The 16,467-nt window shown below is 52.7% G+C and carries 18 protein-coding genes, 1 tRNA gene and 1 riboswitch; of the genes, 8 read left to right on the forward strand and 11 right to left on the reverse strand.

Annotated elements, in window-relative coordinates:
• Positions 1–51: 51 nt before the first annotated feature.
• Both QJQ48_RS06620 and QJQ48_RS06625 read right to left on the reverse strand, forming a co-directional pair.
• Positions 52–183 (reverse strand): hypothetical protein, encoded by a 132-nt coding sequence (locus tag QJQ48_RS06620; protein WP_346290424.1) that lies wholly within the window; start codon positions 181–183, stop codon positions 52–54.
• Between the two features lie 33 nt (positions 184–216).
• Positions 217–300, reverse strand: a riboswitch (Glutamine riboswitch).
• A gap of 166 nt (positions 301–466) precedes the next feature.
• Positions 467–1,321, reverse strand: coding sequence for a universal stress protein (locus QJQ48_RS06625; protein ID WP_346290425.1), 855 nt, complete (start codon positions 1,319–1,321; stop codon positions 467–469).
• A 276-nt stretch (positions 1,322–1,597) separates the two neighbouring features.
• On the opposite strand from QJQ48_RS06625, the gene QJQ48_RS06630 reads away from it, so the two are divergent.
• Positions 1,598–2,029, forward strand: a complete 432-nt coding sequence (locus QJQ48_RS06630; RefSeq protein WP_346290426.1) for an acyl-CoA thioesterase — start codon at positions 1,598–1,600, stop codon at positions 2,027–2,029.
• Here QJQ48_RS06630 and QJQ48_RS06635 read toward each other — a convergent pair.
• The gene (locus QJQ48_RS06635; protein WP_346290427.1) at positions 2,026–2,238 is read right to left on the reverse strand and encodes a hypothetical protein; all 213 of its coding nucleotides are present in this window, start codon (positions 2,236–2,238) and stop codon (positions 2,026–2,028) included. The genes QJQ48_RS06630 and QJQ48_RS06635 overlap by 4 nt on opposite strands.
• Positions 2,239–2,258: 20 nt before the next feature.
• Entirely contained in the window at positions 2,259–3,446 is a 1,188-nt protein-coding gene (dxr, locus tag QJQ48_RS06640) for a 1-deoxy-D-xylulose-5-phosphate reductoisomerase (protein ID WP_346290428.1), read from the reverse strand.
• Positions 3,447–3,952: 506 nt separating this feature from the next.
• On the opposite strand from dxr, the gene QJQ48_RS06645 reads away from it, so the two are divergent.
• The 5 genes from QJQ48_RS06645 to QJQ48_RS06665 all read left to right on the forward strand — a co-directional run bounded on the left by QJQ48_RS06645 (position 3,953) and on the right by QJQ48_RS06665 (position 7,504).
• On the forward strand, positions 3,953–5,041 hold the full coding sequence (locus tag QJQ48_RS06645) for a hypothetical protein (protein WP_346290429.1): 1,089 nt from the start codon (positions 3,953–3,955) through the stop codon (positions 5,039–5,041).
• Positions 5,042–5,239: 198 nt separating this feature from the next.
• A complete protein-coding gene (locus tag QJQ48_RS06650) occupies positions 5,240–5,665 on the forward strand; it encodes a hypothetical protein (RefSeq protein ID WP_346290430.1) in 426 nt (141 codons plus the stop codon).
• 63 nt (positions 5,666–5,728) lie between these two features.
• Positions 5,729–6,721, forward strand: coding sequence for a polyprenyl synthetase family protein (locus tag QJQ48_RS06655; protein WP_346290431.1), 993 nt, complete (start codon positions 5,729–5,731; stop codon positions 6,719–6,721).
• Between the two features lie 9 nt (positions 6,722–6,730).
• Positions 6,731–7,219, forward strand: coding sequence for an ASCH domain-containing protein (locus tag QJQ48_RS06660; RefSeq protein WP_346290432.1), 489 nt, complete (start codon positions 6,731–6,733; stop codon positions 7,217–7,219).
• A gap of 87 nt (positions 7,220–7,306) precedes the next feature.
• Positions 7,307–7,504, forward strand: coding sequence for a hypothetical protein (locus QJQ48_RS06665; RefSeq protein ID WP_346290433.1), 198 nt, complete (start codon positions 7,307–7,309; stop codon positions 7,502–7,504).
• A gap of 92 nt (positions 7,505–7,596) precedes the next feature.
• On the opposite strand, the gene hemB is transcribed toward QJQ48_RS06665, so the two are convergent.
• Positions 7,597–8,580 carry a porphobilinogen synthase gene (hemB, locus tag QJQ48_RS06670; RefSeq protein ID WP_346290434.1) on the reverse strand — a complete coding sequence of 328 codons (984 nt, stop codon included), beginning with the start codon at positions 8,578–8,580 and terminating at the stop codon, positions 7,597–7,599.
• 71 nt (positions 8,581–8,651) lie between these two features.
• Positions 8,652–8,798, reverse strand: coding sequence for a hypothetical protein (locus QJQ48_RS06675; protein WP_346290435.1), 147 nt, complete (start codon positions 8,796–8,798; stop codon positions 8,652–8,654).
• A gap of 146 nt (positions 8,799–8,944) precedes the next feature.
• Here QJQ48_RS06675 and QJQ48_RS06680 point away from each other — a divergent pair.
• Positions 8,945–9,016: transfer RNA gene (locus QJQ48_RS06680), tRNA-Lys, on the forward strand.
• Positions 9,017–9,265: 249 nt separating this feature from the next.
• Positions 9,266–10,345 (forward strand): class II fructose-bisphosphate aldolase, encoded by a 1,080-nt coding sequence (gene fba, locus QJQ48_RS06685; protein ID WP_346290436.1) that lies wholly within the window; start codon positions 9,266–9,268, stop codon positions 10,343–10,345.
• Positions 10,346–10,412: 67 nt separating this feature from the next.
• Here the strand turns inward: fba and QJQ48_RS06690 are convergent, their stop codons facing one another.
• The 5 genes from QJQ48_RS06690 to lepB all read right to left on the reverse strand — a co-directional run bounded on the left by QJQ48_RS06690 (position 10,413) and on the right by lepB (position 16,352).
• Positions 10,413–10,988 (reverse strand): hypothetical protein, encoded by a 576-nt coding sequence (locus QJQ48_RS06690; RefSeq protein ID WP_346290437.1) that lies wholly within the window; start codon positions 10,986–10,988, stop codon positions 10,413–10,415.
• Between the two features lie 23 nt (positions 10,989–11,011).
• The gene (locus tag QJQ48_RS06695) at positions 11,012–12,967 is read right to left on the reverse strand and encodes a heavy metal translocating P-type ATPase (RefSeq protein ID WP_346290438.1); all 1,956 of its coding nucleotides are present in this window, start codon (positions 12,965–12,967) and stop codon (positions 11,012–11,014) included.
• 77 nt (positions 12,968–13,044) lie between these two features.
• A complete protein-coding gene (locus tag QJQ48_RS06700; RefSeq protein ID WP_346290439.1) occupies positions 13,045–13,455 on the reverse strand; it encodes an ArsR/SmtB family transcription factor in 411 nt (136 codons plus the stop codon).
• 75 nt (positions 13,456–13,530) lie between these two features.
• Complete coding sequence (locus QJQ48_RS06705) at positions 13,531–15,255, reverse strand: cation:proton antiporter (protein ID WP_346290440.1); 1,725 nt, start codon at positions 15,253–15,255, stop codon at positions 13,531–13,533.
• 11 nt (positions 15,256–15,266) lie between these two features.
• Positions 15,267–16,352, reverse strand: coding sequence for a signal peptidase I (gene lepB / locus QJQ48_RS06710; RefSeq protein WP_346290441.1), 1,086 nt, complete (start codon positions 16,350–16,352; stop codon positions 15,267–15,269).
• Positions 16,353–16,467 lie beyond the last annotated feature (115 nt).

Genomic DNA, 16,467 nt, shown 5'->3' on the forward strand with positions numbered 1-16,467 from the left:
TAGCTAGACATCACGCAATGGCGGGTCTAGCCCTAAAAACTTTTTGCTCTGTTAAGCAACTTCGGCGCTGCTATTAGACCCTACTCGCTCAGGCAGCACCCAGCAAAAAATAGGAATCAGAACGACTGAAGCTACGCTAACCACCAAAACAACCTGTAAACCGTCAATTAATGCAGTGTTCACTGAATTCGCCTCCAGATGAAGTGAGTTGCTAAAGGCGCGTTCCTTCGGGGCATCCCTACTTCCGCCTTCCCCTCAAACTACACAGGCACAGAGGTATTTCCGGGAAAGGTGAACGATTTCGTTTCTGTACTCATTGTTACGTTTTTAGCCCTAAACGTCCATAGATTTGGTCTTAATGTTTACTTTTTCTGACATTCAGACCAAAAGAGGCACGTAGCGCGCCTCTTCAACTTGGAAAGCAATCCTTTTTTATCTACCCGTTGCCTGCCAATAGAGCCGTTTTTTATGCCGACATACGGGTGAGCAGCACCGGACAAGGGGCATAGACGCGCACGTAGTCGGATAAGGATTCTCCCAGGAGTCGGTCTAGATCCGGCATCCCTTTGGCAATTGAGGGACGGCGATCGGGGGAGCCTAGAATTAGGAGATTGACATTCATATCTTCGGCGAGCTGGCAAATACGCTGTCCGGCTTTGCCTTCGGGGGCCACGCAGCGATATTTGATGCCCAAACGTTTGGCTTCTGCCGCGGCAGAAGCCAATAGGGGATCTTGCTCTGGATTGGGATTGGTTTCTTCCAGCGGTTTAGCTTTCAAATTGGAAACTGAATGGACTAAAATCAGCTCGCCATCCTTGATGTCTCGAAGCATCGAGAGGGCTAGCTTTAAGCTCTGCTGCGCCGAATCTGACTTATCTAAGGCTACTAAAATGCGCTTGACGGAGCGAATGGAGTAGAGGTCGTCTTTTACCAGCAGCATGGGCTGAGACGCTAGCTGAAAAACATACTGACTGACCGAGTTTTCCAAAATTGCCTTCAGACCCCGTAGGCCACGCGAACCCATAATAATTAGGCTGGCTTCAATTTCATCGGCAACTTTGCACACAACGTTTTTGGGATCGCCTTCCCGCAGCATTGCTGTCACCCGCTTCGGATCTAGGTTTAGCTTGTTAATTGCTTCAGCAAGAGTCCTGCCACCCGCTTCCCAGCGGCTGGTCATCTCTTCGGCTGTAACCTGTGGCGGCACAACGTGCAGCACAGTGACTTCGGCTCGCTGAATCAAGGGAATTTCCATCAGCGCCTTCATCATGGCTTCTGTATTTCCCGTGCCGGAATCTGCGAGTAAAATTTTTTCTATCATGCTGACCTCTAGGTTAAGCGTTGCAAAAGCAGCAGTGTTCTAATAATTGCGGTGATTAAATAGATAGCTGTGTCAATCCTCAAAAAGCTGTCTCTCTGAGGCGTTGAGTCTACTTCATCATACGCAGGTCTTTTGAGTTAGTTTGAGCGGAATTTATAATTTTTAGTAACCGCCCAGCTTGATCTAGACTAGGACGTGCCTCGTCGTTGAAGCGTTTTGAACCAGGTTTGCTGAGTCATTTCTTGGTAATTTAAACACGCAGAATAGCAAAGTTTAATGCCCCATCAATCCTGGTTTCAATACCCAGTTCGGGTTCAACCTCACCATACCGACTATGCCGGCGTCGTTTGGCACGGAACGTATATTACCTGGCTGGAGGCCGCTCGAGTTGAATGTTTGCGGCAGGCGGGAGCGGATTTTGCAGAGTGGGTGACGGCAGGGATTGATCTACCCGTGATTGATTTATCTCTGCGCTATCACCGGGCTTTGCAATTGGGTATGGAAGCGCTGATTAAAACCCGCTTGACCTATCGGGGCATCAGGTTAAATTGGCACTATGAAGTTCATGCGATCGCCCCTAGCTATCTCTGCCTCAGTGGTCAGGTCACTCTCGTCCCCGTCGATCGCCAGCACAACAAGATTATGCGATCGCTGCCTGCCGAGATGCAGCAAACTTTAAACCGGCTGATTGCCCAGTTTGAGGATTAGCGATTTGGAGTGGTCGCGTCTACGCCCGGTAGCCAGTCTTGGAGTTGCTGCCAGATTGTACCGGGGCCAATGCCAAAAAAGATTTGCAATCCTAGCAAAATGACAGCCACCAGTAGAGCCGTTTTTAGAGTTGCTTTGACAACTCTAATGAGCCATAAAAAAGCTAAAACGGAAACGGCAAACGCGCCAACAATAACGACAAGTTCCACGATAACTTCAGCAAATTAATTTAGCGAATAGAGGCGGGCTGAGACAGAGAATGACTGAGAGACTCGACTTCACTTCTGGCCCAGCGATCGGCTTCCAATATATCTTCTAGGGTCGGACTGGCTGGATTTTGGGTCTGATGGCGATCGCAGACCTGCTCAATTAGATGCGGAATATCTAAAAACCGAATCTTTTCGTCTAAAAAGAGAGAAACTGCCTGCTCGTTGGCCGCATTCAGCACTGCCGTCATTGAGCCGCCCGCTCGGCCTGCGGCGTAGGCCAAGTCCATGCAGGGATACTTCTGATGATCGGGGTGGCGGAAGGTGAGGTCGCCCGCTTTGACCAAATCTAGCGGTTCCCAGTCCGTGTAGAGGCGCTCCGGCCAGGAAAGGGCATACAGCAGCGGCAGCCGCATATCGGGCCAGCCAAGCTGGGCCAACATGGAGGTATCCTGCAGCTCAATCAAGGAGTGAATAATACTCTGCGGATGAATCACAATATCAATTTGGTCATAGTCTAGGCCAAACAGATAGTGTGCCTCTATCACCTCTAAGCCCTTATTCATCAGAGTGGCTGAGTCTACGGTGATTTTGCGCCCCATCGACCAGTTGGGATGTTTGAGCGCATCGGCAACTTGCACCTCGGCTAGCTTTTCGGTGGGCCAGTCCCGGAAAGCACCGCCAGAAGCCGTGAGTAGAATCCGCCGCAGCCCGCCTTTGGGTACACCTTGTAGACACTGAAAAATGGCTGAGTGCTCGGAATCAGCCGGTAGGAGACGGACACCGTGCTTTTCAACTAGGGGTAAGACGACCGGGCCACCAGCGATGAGGGTTTCCTTGTTGGCTAGCGCGATATCTTTACCCGCCTCGATTGCCGCTAGCGTTGGCAGCAATCCTGCACAGCCGACAATGCCCGTGACGACGGCTTCGGCATCGCCGTAGCGGGCCACTTCGACAACGCCTTCTTCCCCTGCTAAAAGAATCGGCTGCGGGTCTAAATCTGCGATCGCTGCCTTGAGTTCCGGCAGGCGATCTTTCTGGCAAAGGGCCACAATTTCAGGCCGAAACTGCTTCACCTGCTGGGCCAGTAGCTCAACGTTACGTCCTGCCGCAATACCCACTAAGCGAAACTGATCCGAATGACTCTGCACAATATCGAGGGTCTGTGTGCCGATGGAGCCAGTCGATCCAAGCAGGGTTATGGCTTTCACAATGCTTCCAAGGTTCAGGTTTGCTTCACAAGTATAAGGATCTCATAGTTTGGGCTTCAAGATGAGTCTCCCAATCCTGTAGCCCGCCAGAGCAAACTTTACGGATCTTGTCTTTCTCACCTGTAAAAGGGCATGAGGGCCTTTGCAAGAGCTAAATAGTGCCTAGCAGCAAAATCTGCCCCAAGTCAGCATTAACCTTGTAGAACAGCCATTTTTAAGAAGTTTATCAGGAACCACAAATGCTCATGACGCCCTGAATGAGCTATGACAAGATGGAGTCACCCCCGTCAGCAGGCGAAAAATTGGAAAAGGCTCCTTGCCTCTGAGGTCGGTGCAAACTCTTGGTAGGCCAAGAGTGGTAGGCCAAGAGGTTCATACCGTCTACGAGCCACATGTTGAGGAAAAAGCAGGCGTGCACCGAGACTCAGTGCATATGCTCTCCAGGTAAGGTCTAGACTATGAGCAAAGATTTTCAGAGCCCGAAATCCTCAAAAAAACTGTCTGCTGTGGCTAACACCCAACTGCAGTCCCGTTCCTTTACAGCCTCTGCGCTAGCCTCTTCAGAAGCTACAGCTAAGCCCAAGTCGGGAATAGACTTTGATGCGGCCAATATTCCCCTGTTTCCAGAGAAATCTGCTGGCTCTAGTGAAGTCAGCTCGACTCAGCGATCGCCCCAGCCCGGTCCAAACTCTGACCCAAGCCAGCAGCCCCAGCCTGCCGAAAATACTTCACTGCCCACCTATCTCCAAACTGCGCTCAAGCGCACTGCTCAAGCCAATGCGGCCCAGTCTCAGCAGGGACTACATCTGTTTCGTCAAGCCCACTCCGATGCTCTCCTCGATCGCTATCGCGCAAATCTAGCAGAATCACCCCAGTCCATCAAAATACAACAGCAGTCTCCGCTCAATGTCGTCCGCTGCATGGGGAGGAGTCCATCTGGCAAGGAGGAGCCTAGCCAGGCAGCCTCTAAGAAAACGGCAGAAGAAATCAACTTCGATACCCTAGCCTTAGGCAATCTCAAAAAAGAGAATCTGCCTGAGAAATTTGTGATCCCAGAATCGATGAAGGCAGGCATGCAAGCAGCCTGGAAAAAATCTTTTCCGGGGGGCAAGTCTCAGGAGCAAGGCGGTATTTTAGTCAAGAATAAAGACGGGACTTACTCTTGGAAAGCTGGGCCTGCTGGCAAATCGGGTTCCTTCAGTCCCAACTATGGCGATGTTGAAGCAGACGAAACGCTGGTTGCTTCCGGCCACAGTCATCCCTACGACAAAAGTGAAGGTGGCCATACCCATGTGTCTTTTAGCGGGGCTGATCTAGCCAATCTGGTTACCCAAGATGAACACTTCAAGATCGTTCAGGCGGGTGAAGGCCAATTTGTCGTCAGCCGCACGCAGGAGTTCAATAAAAAGCGCTCAGAGCTAGACAAACAAGGTAAAAAAGACCTCAAAGCCGAAATGAAGAAGACCTGGAATGATACCTTCAGTACAGCGAAAGGGACGTTCCAGGAACGGGTCGAAGCTGCAGTCAAGGCCGTTTGTAGTAAGTACGATTTGGTGTACTACAAGGGGTCTGGCGGTAAGCTCAGCAAACAGTAGATAGGCTCAGATGGAGGCAATGCCAGGATCTATCTTGCCGGGGTCGCTGCTATGACTAACACGGTATTCATAATTCAAGGTTTACTGCTGGTTTTACTCATCGTTATCCAGTCCTGCACCGCCCCTCTCGCCCCTGATGTTGACAGTAATGCCGATTCTCTCAGTTTCCCCGTCCAGCTTGATCAAGGAAGGTTTGCAATGACCTCATCTCCAGTCACTATCGAAGCAACAGACCCTGACCAATGGTTGATTCAGGTCGAGCAGTCCCTGGCAGAGGATTCAGCGGCTGGTAGGGTTGTGATTAGATCAGCAGCGCCTCCTGATCCTGATAATCCACCTCACCTAGTCCTTGCTAGCAGTCGCGCCTGGCTGGCTCTGGGAGATCAATTTATAGATCAAGGCAACTTTGAAGCAGCGATCGCCTGCGCGAAGCAGGGGTTAGCGGTTCTCGGCAGCGAGTACGCCGGATCAGAAGTAGAAGACGATACCGAGATGAAGCTATTAGCCGCTGAGGACAGAATCCAGGCTGGTCATCTCCAGGATGGAGCCAGCGTCATGTTGCGCATGTTGAAAACTCGTACCGAGCTGTATCAGGAACTGCATGCGGCAACGGTAGTGCAGTAGCGATGAGCGCGCTCTTTTGGATAGCCCAGAACTGGCTGTCCATAAACACTGGAGGCAACCTAGATGACGGAATTGAAGCTCACCGAAGCCAATTTAGTCCATCTGCAAAAGTTTCAATCTCTGTTGCCGCAGGTGCGTCACTATATCCGGCAGCTCAGCCCAGCTCACTGGCCGGCGCTTAGCTCGGTTCTCAGTAATCTAACTGAGCGGCCCCTGGGTTCGCTATCTATTTTACCTTTGGCAAGCTGTGCCGCTGTGGGAGGCGATCCGCAAACGGCAATTCCAGTCGCAGCGGCCTGGGAAGTTCTCAATCTAGCCATGCGCATTCTAGATGATCTGCAGGATCAAGATCGGCAGTCTGGACTGTGGGCCGAGGTGGGGGCGGCGCGCGCGTTTAACCTGAGTGCGGGTCTCTATGCCCTATGCAACCAGCTGCTGGCGCAGGCTCCTTGGTCGGATGCCTGTCACCGTAAAATCACTCAAACGTTTGCCCAAACGGGGTTGCGCTTGCTTAGCGGTCAAGAGCGAGACCTACAAGGATCGGCGCCAACCTTTGAAGACTACTGGCAGATAATGCAGGCCAAGAATGCCGCTGCTTTTGCCATGGTCTGCGAAGCTGGGGCTTTATGCGGCACAGAACAGCCTGATTACTTCAAGGCTTGCCGTCAGTTTGGCTATCACCTGGGGATGGTTTTGCAACTGTTTGATGACCTCCAGGGAATGTGGGAACCGATTGGCATTGGGGATTTGGCAATGGGTAAGATGACTTTTCCTTTGCTGTATGGCCTGTGCCTTGAGCATCCAGCACAGGCCGAACTGCAGCGCATTTGGGCAAGCAGCAATTTGCAGGCTCAGCGCGATCGCATCATCAGCCTTTTAGATCAGCTCCAGACCCGCGAGTTTATGGTCTGGACGGCCCTGCAAGAGCAACAGCAAGCTGTCGAGGCTTTGGCAGCTTGTCCAGGGGAGGAAGGCAAGATGGCTTTAGTGGCCTATGTCACGACCATTTTTAGACATATCGAAGCGATTTTGCCTGCCAGTAATGAAACCGTCTAGCCCTTACGCATGAATTCACCTGCTTTATCGCAACTAATCACTCAGGTTGAATCAAAAGGGTTTTTGCTGCCCAAACCTGTAGGTATCGTCGGTGATTTCGGGGATACTCAGGAAAATTCAGAGGATTTGATTCATCTAGTACAGGCAGGGCAGAAACGGGCTACGGCCAGTTTGCTCTGGTCTTGGCAGGTTGAGCAAGAGGCCGTTCCCACTCCTGGCGAGTTAGAGATTGTCGTCAATTGGCAACAGCAGCCTGTCTTCGTGCTCGAATATACGCAAGTTGAAATTTTGCCGTTTAATCAAGTTTCTGCTGACTTTGCCTGGGCGGAGGGAGAAGGCGATCTCTCTTTAACCTACTGGCGCCGGACACACTGGGACTTTTTTAGTCGTGAGTGCGATCGCTTAGATAGAACCGCCTCAGCTCAAATGCCGATTGTCTGTGCTCACTTCAAGCTGCTTTTTAGCCTGATTGACGGCTCAACTGGGTCAGAGCGTTAAGCTTTTTTTCGGATTTGTAACATGGCTCAAAGTGGATGATAGGGTCAATACTGTTGAAAGTGCGTTCCAAACCCAGGGGGAAGCGTTTTGCTACCACGAACAGAGCAGTCAGCCAACACTACCCGCGAAGACTTTAGCGAATACGTAGCTCACCTACAGCTCCACATGGCTTTACAAGCGCGTAATCTAGTGCCGCCTTTGGGCCAAAAGGGCGATCGCCGCCAACAGCTACTAGAGCAAACCCAGGCAGACTTTGAGAAAATTGTTTCTCGCCAGCGGTTCTAGTTTTTTCGGCTTCATTCAGCTCGTATTCATCTCTACTAAAAGCAAAAGCAGCCTCCGAGAGGCTGCTTTTTTTACGACTTAATATTGCCTCATTACCCTTGCAGCCAGCGCGCAATGTCCTTGGCGTGATAGGTCAAAATCAGGTCGGCTCCTGAGCGCTTAAAGCTCAGCATCGTCTCCATGACGACCTTCTGCTCGTCTATCCAGCCGTTTAGCGCCGCCGCCTTCACCATTGAATACTCACCCGACACGTTATAAGCCGCTACGGGTAAATTTGTCGCCTGCTTCACCCGCCAGATAATGTCCATATAGGACAGAGCTGGCTTCACCATCAGCATATCGGCCCCTTCAGCAATATCCAGCGCAATTTCCTTGAGAGCCTCTGTCCCATTAGCTGGATCCATTTGATAAGTGCGGCGATCGCCAAACTGCGGGGCCGACTCAGCCGCATCGCGGAATGGCCCGTAATAAGCCGATGCGTATTTAGCGGCGTAGGACAAAATTGGCATGTCAGTAAAATCAGCCGCGTCCAGTCCTTGTCGAATCGCCTGCACGAAGCCGTCCATCATGCCAGAAGGGGCAATAATATCGGCTCCCGCCTGGGCCTGAGAAATTGCCGTTTTCTGTAGCAGTTCTAGCGTGGGATCGTTCAGTACTCGCCCGCTGAGATCGCCAGTTTCCAGGTAGCCACAGTGACCGTGAGCTGTGTACTCACACAGGCAGGTATCTACTATCACAATTAGATCCGGGACGGCTTCTTTGACCGCCGTTGTCGCTTTTTGCACAATGCCGCAGTCGTGCCAAGCGCCGGTCGCTTCATTGTCCTTATCCTCTGGAATACCAAAGAGAATGATTCCTGGAATGCCAAGGGCATGAACCTCTTTGGCTTCCTGCACGATCTTGTCTACCGAAAGCTGATAGACCCCAGGCATAGACTTGACTTCTTGCGCAACGCCTTCTCCCGGCACCGCAAAGAGAGGATAAATCAGGTCGCTAGTCGTCACGGCGTTTTCCTGCACCATGCGACGCAGTTGAGGATGGCTCCGGAGACGGCGAGGACGATGAGTCGGAAACATGATGCTTATTTGAGAGTTTAATAAAAGTCAACAAACGCTAAAACTTAGGCGAGGCTGGCCTGAAGCTTTTCTCAGAGCCGCAGACTTATCGGCTCACACCAGCCAAAACCGTTACTAAAGTCTAAAGCCTGATGAGTCGCCGCACTCACCGAGAAAGTTACGTTCTGTAAAAGTGCGTCTGCGGCAGTCTGTTGAATGATTAGCCACTGCTGAGTCACAGCTAGCCGAGAAGCCGTGGTCTGCCGAAAATTTTGGGCTTGCAGATGTTTTTTACCAGGCTGGCTTAATAAGGCTGGCTTTATGTGCTAGATTTATTAACCGGACGCGGCACTAATAATTGTGTCAGTTCCGGCAAAATCTGTTCGGGTCGCTAGCTCAGCGGTAGAGCACTCGGCTTTTAACCGATTGGTCCTGGGTTCGAATCCCAGGCGACCCAGTTTATCGTAGCTAATTAAGAATTTTTAGGAGATTCCATGTCCTCATTGAATTTCCTCTGATATTCTTAACTAAGAGTTCAGATTTCAAAAATACTGCGTTATGGAACCAGCATGCTGGTTCAAAGGCTTTTAGGATTTGAATGTTTTAGGTTCATTTCCAGAAATGCTTTAAGATTGATGAGTAATAACACTTATTGATCTTTTGACACAGTTGCCGTTAGGCAATATTTAGATTTAGGAGGATATCTATGGCGCTTGTCCCAATGAGGCTGCTGCTGGATCACGCCGCTGAGCATGGCTACGGGATTCCGGCTTACAACGTCAACAACCTAGAGCAGATTTTGGCCATCATGGCGGCTGCTCAAGAAACCGATAGCCCGGTAATCTTGCAGGCCTCCCGGGGTGCTCGTAAGTACGCTGGAGAGAACTTCCTGCGCCACTTGGTGACGGCTGCTGTCGAGACTTATCCTGATATTCCGGTGGTGATGCACCAGGATCACGGTAATAGCCCTGCAACCTGCTATTCAGCAATTCGCAACGGCTTTACCAGCGTGATGATGGATGGCTCCTTGGAAGCTGATGCCAAAACCCCAGCTAGCTTTGAGTACAACGTAGATGTCACCAGCCAGGTCGTCAAAGTTGCTCATGCGGTTGGCGCTAGTGTAGAGGGCGAGCTAGGCTGCCTCGGTTCTCTAGAAACTGGTCAGGGTGACAAAGAAGATGGTCACGGTTTTGAGGGCACCCTCAGCAAAGACCAGCTCCTGACTGACCCCGATGAGGCGGTTCAGTTCGTGGAAGCGACTCAGGTAGACGCGCTGGCGGTAGCGATTGGTACCAGCCACGGTGCTTATAAGTTTACCCGTAAGCCCACCGGCGAAATTTTGGCCATCAGCCGCATTGAAGAAATTCACCGTCGCTTGCCCAACACTCACCTGGTTATGCACGGATCTTCTTCTGTGCCCCAAGAGTGGCTGGATATCATCAACCAGTACGGCGGTCAGATTCCTGAGACTTACGGTGTACCCATCGAAGAGATTCAAAAAGGAATCAAGAGCGGTGTACGCAAGGTGAACATTGACACCGATAACCGCTTGGCTATCACTGCGGCGATTCGGGAAGCTGCGGCGAAGGATCCTTCCAACTTTGATCCGCGCCACTTCATGAAGCCTGCTATTAAGTACATGAAGCAGGTCTGCCAGAAGCGCTACGAAGCTTTTGGTACAGCGGGCAATGCTAGCAAGATCAAGCAGCAGCCTGTTGATGTTTACGCAGCTATGTACGCTAAGGGCGAACTAGATGCGAAGACCAAGTCTGCCGCAGCCGTGTAAAACGTTTGCTCCAGAGAGTTAGCTAAACTCAAGAGCTGGATGGCTAAGGCTGTCCAGCTTTTTTATGTCAATCTGCAGTCCAGAGGGCAAGGCCACCGCCCCGCCCACGAGCGCCAATACAGTCAGAACGAACCAAAAAATATTTGAAAAAGGCCTGCTCTTTTAGCCCCTGCTGGGCAAATTCGGCTTCTCGCTGTTTTCCCTGGCGGATAAAGCCGGAGTAGAGCTGAAGTGAGCCGAGATTGAGGGTCAGTCGGGTAAAGTCAAAAGCTAAGATTTGCTGCCGCTCGTAAAACCGGGTAGGGCCGCTCACGATTAAATCCAATGGGCCAAGCTGCACGCGGTTCTTGACCTGCGCCCGATCGCCTATTTCCAGCGGCTCCAACGGCTGATAGGTCAGCGTAATTTTTAGCCAGTTGGGCAAAAAGCGGCCCTTGCCTAGGGCAATGCCCGCTCGCTGCCGCGTTTTTTTCGTGCCGGTGATAAAGCCTAGCCGCCAGGTACCGACCAAATCTGCATAGGTAGCTGAATGAGACCGGGCTGATTTCTCTGCTGCTAGCAGCTCTGTTACAACCGCTTCCGGGTCAGGAGGCTGAGTATGACCGTAAGTGAGATAGGCAACCGCTTGGCTCAGCGCCGTCATAAATAGACCTGTATTTTCCGCTGTTAACGGTTTAGCACACGACCGGCGTTTAAGATCGCCAGCAGCGCCACCCCGACATCAGCAAAGACAGCCGCCCAGAGGCTAGCCAGTCCCACGGCTCCCAAGGTAATAAAGATCGCCTTGACGCCCAGGGCTAGAGCAATATTCTGCCAGACAATTCGCCGCGTTTTGCCCGCTAGCTGAATAGCTTCTGCAACCTTTGAGGGGGCATCGGTCATAATCACCACGTCGGCGGTTTCGATCGCCGCATCTGACCCTAAACCGCCCATGGCAATGCCAACGTCGGCCCTGGCAATGACGGGGGCATCGTTGATACCGTCACCAACAAAGGCAACTTTGCCTCCAGTTTGCTGAGCCTGCTGCAAAATCTTTTCTAAAGCCTCAACCTTGCCTTCTGGCAGCAGCTCTGCCTGATAGTTATCTAGACCAAGCTGGCTGGCAATGCGATCGGCAACCGACTGGCTATCTCCCGTGAGCATTGCCGTTTGCAGTCCTTGGGCCTGTAAAGCCTGCACGGCCTCTGGCGCATCTGGCTTCAGCTCATCGGCAATTATTACCCGCCCAGCGTACTCACCATCAACCGCTAAATGAGCCACGGTTCCGGCGACAACGCAGACCGAATGGGGAATGTTTTCTTGATGCAGCAGCCGATCGCTGCCCACAAGCACCTGGCGATCGCCGACCTGAGCCTGAATGCCCTGCCCGGAAATTTCCCGGTAGTTTTGGACTGCGGCTGAGTCAATTGACTGGCCATAGGCTGCTCGAATTGACTGAGCCACGGGGTGATTGGAATGTACTTCGGCGATCGCGGCTAGCTCTAAAAGTTGAGCCTGAGAAAAGCCGTTATCAGTCACCAGCTCGGTCACTTTGAAGTTGCCCTGGGTCAGGGTGCCGGTCTTGTCAAAAACGACGGTTTGCACCTGGGTCAGCGCATCGAGGAAGGTAGCACCTTTCACTAAAATGCCGCGTCTGGCCGCACCGCCGACGCCGCCGAAATAGCCCAGCGGAATGCTAATGACCAAGCCGCAGGGGCAGGAAATGACCAGTAACACCAAGGCCCGATAAGTCCAGGTGGCGGCGGTAGCGCCTGGCAGCAAGAGCGGCGGTAAAATCGCTACGGCTAAGGATAAGAAAACGACAACGGGCGTGTAGTAGCGGGCAAAGCGGGTAATAAATTTTTCCGTCGCCGCTTTTTGGCTGCTGGCATTTTCTACTAGATCGAGAATTCTGACGATGGAGGAGTCGGCCAACCGCTTGGTCACGCGCAGGGTCAGCAGCCCGGACTGATTGATCATGCCTGCCAAGACCTGACTGCCCGGTTTAACCTGTCGCGGGACTGACTCGCCGGTCAGGGCTGAGGTATCTACCTGAGAACGACCCGCTAGCACTTCGCCATCCAGCGGCACGCGCTCTCCCGGCTTCACCACAATCGTGCTGCCAATGGCCACGGTTTCGGGATCGACCGATTTTGTCTCTTCACCCAGCTTGAGATGAGCCATCTCTGGCCGCACCGCCAGCAGCGACTTAATCGATCGCCGCGATCGCCCCACGGCTAAATCCTGAAACAGCTCCCCCACCTGAAAAAACAGCATCACGCCTACGGCTTCTGGCAGCTCGTGAATAGCGATCGCTCCCAGCGTGGCAATTGTCATCAAAAAATTTTCGTCAAACAGCCGTCCCCGCAGGATATTCTTGCCTGCCGTGGTCAGAACGCTCCAGCCGCTAATCAGATAGGCCGGAATTAAAACCGCGTACTCGGCCAGGGCAAAAGGCGTATCGTGCAGCGGCTGATGGAAAATCAGACCGACCAGGAAAAGTACCAGCGCGATCGCAAATGGGCGCAGGGCTGACTGAGCGTCAAACTCAGCCGCCGCCTGACCGTGATTGTGACCGCAGCAGCCGGACTGGCTGGGGGCGGTTTTGACTGGGTTATGGCTGTGTGAATGGCAAGCGCCCATCGTGTACCTAACAAGATAAATACATGAATATCTGTTCAGATATTACATCAAAAAAATAGGACAGGTACGAGAGGGACCTAGTCGGCTGGTTCGTCTAAATGCTCGGCAACTTCCTGATACAGATTGAGCACGTGCTGATCAGCGAGGCGATAGTAGACATTGCGGCCTTGCTTACGGTAGCTGACCAAGCGCAGAGTCCTCAGCAGGCGGAGCTGGTGGGAAACCGCAGATTCTCCCATTTTGACCAGCGCTGCCAAATCGCAGACGCAGAGTTCTTGTTTAGCCAGGGCCGAAATCAGCTTTAAGCGATTGGGATCAGCTAAAACGCCAAAGAATTCCGCCATTCGCTGAGCCTTATCCGTTGACAGAATTTGGGGCTGGACGTGACGAATATTTTTAATGTGGACTAGCGACTCTTCACAGGCGGGAGCGTCTGAGACCAGGTCTGAATTTTGAGGTTTGAGATTTGAGTTTGGGCGATTTGGCATGATCAAAGTCTATTTAAATCTTTAGCCCTGAAAACGCAAGCCGACATGGCCGTCTTGCGTGAAAATTTTGCCAGCCTATTCTCTAACAGGGCGAATACTGCGATAGCGATCGCGGCGAATTCCATCAATAACGGCGTGGATGGCCTGGGGTGGCTCCCCTAGCGTCTTTAGCAGGTGTGATCCCAATTCTAGCGCGGCCTCAAATTCCGGCTGTACCACCTCTTTAGCCCCCATTTGGGTCAGCAGGTCAATCTCCTTGTTGCTGTGGGAGCGGGCAATAATATCTAGGTGAGGGGCTTGGCTAATAGCCCGCTGCAGCAAGAGGCGGGCACTGGTAGGATCAGGCAGGGCGATCGCCAGCGCCTTGGCCGTCTCTAGATGGGTTTTCTCTAGCACCAGTTCTGAGTCCGCGTCGCCATAGATGTAGGGAATCTGGCGGTTGCGCAACCCCTGCACCGCCGCTTCGCTGTTCTCCACCACCAGCAGCGGATAGCCGCGATTCTGCAGAATGTTGACAATCACCTGCCCGACCCGGCCATAGCCCGCCACAATCACGTGATTTTTCAGGGTTTCCGGCACGGACAGCAGTCGGGGTTCTTCTCGCTGCTTCAGGTACTGTTTTAGTAAAGGCAGACGGGCTAAGCGATCGGCAAAGCGGGGAGCGCTCTTGAGCCAGATCGGGGTCAGCATCAGGGTAATTGCCGTGGTGCCCAGCAGCAGCGAATAGCGCTGCTCGCCAATCAGCCCCATTTCAAACCCCACCAGGGACAGCACAAAGGAGAACTCCCCAATCTGGCTGAGGCCGAAGCTGGCATTCACCGCCGTTTTGAAGGAATAGCCGAAGTTCAGCACAATCGGCAAAATGATCACAGTTTTACCCAGCATGACCAGCGTTACCAGACCGATGATTGGCCCCCAATTTTGGGCTAGCACCTGGGGATCAATCAGCATGCCAATAGAGGCAAAGAACAGACAGGCAAAGGTATCCCGCAGGGGCAGCACCTTAGCCAGAGCCTGATCGGCATAGTCAATCTCAGAGATCATAAGACCTGCGACAAAAGCGCCCATTTCAATTGACAGCCCTAGCTCCGCTGTAATCCAGGCGACGCCAAGGCAGAGGGCAATCACGGTCAGCAGAAACAGCTCGTTATTCTCAGTGGCCGCAATCCGCTGAATCAGCCGGGGTACTAGCCAGCGCCCTGCCGCGATCGCCCCGCCCAGAAAAATCAGCACCTTTAGCAGCGCCGCGCCCAGCATCGGCCAGAGCTGATCGGGTTCTGTTAGCGCGGGTAAAAACGCTAGCATCAGCCCCAAAGCCAGATCCTGAGCAATCAAAATTGCCAGCATAATTTGGCCGTGCACCGTATTGGTTTCTCCCCGCTCTACCAGGGTTTTCAGCACCACCGCCGTCGAGGAGAGAGACAGCACCAGCCCTAAGAAAACTCCCTCTACGGGCGAATCGGCCCACTGTAGCCAAAGGGCGATCGCCGCCACTAACCCCGTCGTCAGCCCGATCTGCAACAGGCTACCCTGTAGGGCAATATCTTTGACTCGCTTCAGCTCGGTCAGAGAAAATTCCACCCCCAGCGCAAACAGCAAAAAGGCGACGCCCACCTCAGCTAAAGCCTGAATTTGTGCAGTATCTTGCAGCAGCCGGAATCCGTATGGCCCCACCAGCAGTCCCGTCGCCAAATAGCCCAGCAGAGCAGGCTGCTTGAAGCGGTGGGCAACATAGCCGCCTACGGCTGAAGCGCCCAAAGCCAGGGTCAAATCTAGAATAAAGTGATGCTCAGCCGCCATAGGTTACTTATTTACTCCAGAGATTGAATCCGGGTGGGGGGCCAGTAAATTTTATAGGCTTTACCGAGGATATCGGAGCTGGGCAAAAAGCCCCACACGTGAGAATCGCCGCTGGCACTGCGATTATCTCCTAAAACAAAATAGGCATTAGTTGGAACCGTCTCCGGCCCCCAGCGATAATTAGGGGGAGTGTATAGATAAGGTTCTGCTAGGGCTTGCTGGTTAATCCAAACCTGGCCATTTTCTACCCGTACCTGCTGCCCCGGCAAACCAATGACGCGCTTAACCAGCAGGGCGTCTACAGAAACAGCCGTTTCTGCTAGCGCCGCTATCGGCGGGGTAAACACCACGATATCGCCAAGCTGAGGCTGATAGAAGGGATCTTTGCTGACAAACAGGCGATCGCCCACCTCTAGCGTCGGCAGCATTGATTCACTGGGAATAATACACTGCTCCACCGACTGCTGAATCCAGCTAGGAATGGTGCCGACGGTCAGACGAATCATAATCAAGCCCGCGACCACAACGGCGATCGCCCAGGGGCAGCGCTGGGTGCCGCTCACCTGAGTGCGATAGAGATGATAGCAGGCTAAGGCCCAGATAAAGGGTGGCAGCAGTGTGAGTGACGGATAGGTATTAGATAAAAAGGCCAGACCGACGCCCACAATCAGCAGGCCGCCGCCAATCACTGCCTGCTGAAAATAAAGATGCCCCAACCCAGGCAGAATCTGCGATAGGAAAACGCCGTACCAGGTACTGCGCTGTCCCTGCGGGCTGAGCGTCTTGGCGGCGCCGCTGGCGTAGAGCTGCCAGATACTGAGCAGATAGAGACTGAAGGCAATGCCCAACAGCAGTAGGCCAGTGAGGGTATTGCCCGTTGGCGCAAAAATTGACCAGACAGCGCTGCCAATCAGCAGGATTTCGCCCAGAATAAAGCCAGCGCCTAAGCCAGAATTCCCGGCATAAAACTGACCCAGACCAGGAAACAAAGCCGATAGATTGACAGCAATCCAGGGGTCAGGCTGCTTTCGAGAGCTGACATAGAGACGCGATCGCATGGGGACTTGACCAAGACAGTTGCCTCCAGGATGCCGCATCTTTTCAGGATGTGCTAGCCACCAGCGGATAAATTCGGTCGGAGCAGACCGTAAACGTTTCTTGTAGCAAATGTCTGCGATCGCGCCTCCAAGAAGCTTCCTAGAGCCTCTGGCG

This window comes from Sphaerothrix gracilis Ecp01 (genome assembly GCF_030405905.1).
In the GTDB taxonomy this organism is placed as follows: Bacteria; Cyanobacteriota; Cyanobacteriia; order Phormidesmidales; family Phormidesmidaceae; genus Sphaerothrix; species Sphaerothrix gracilis.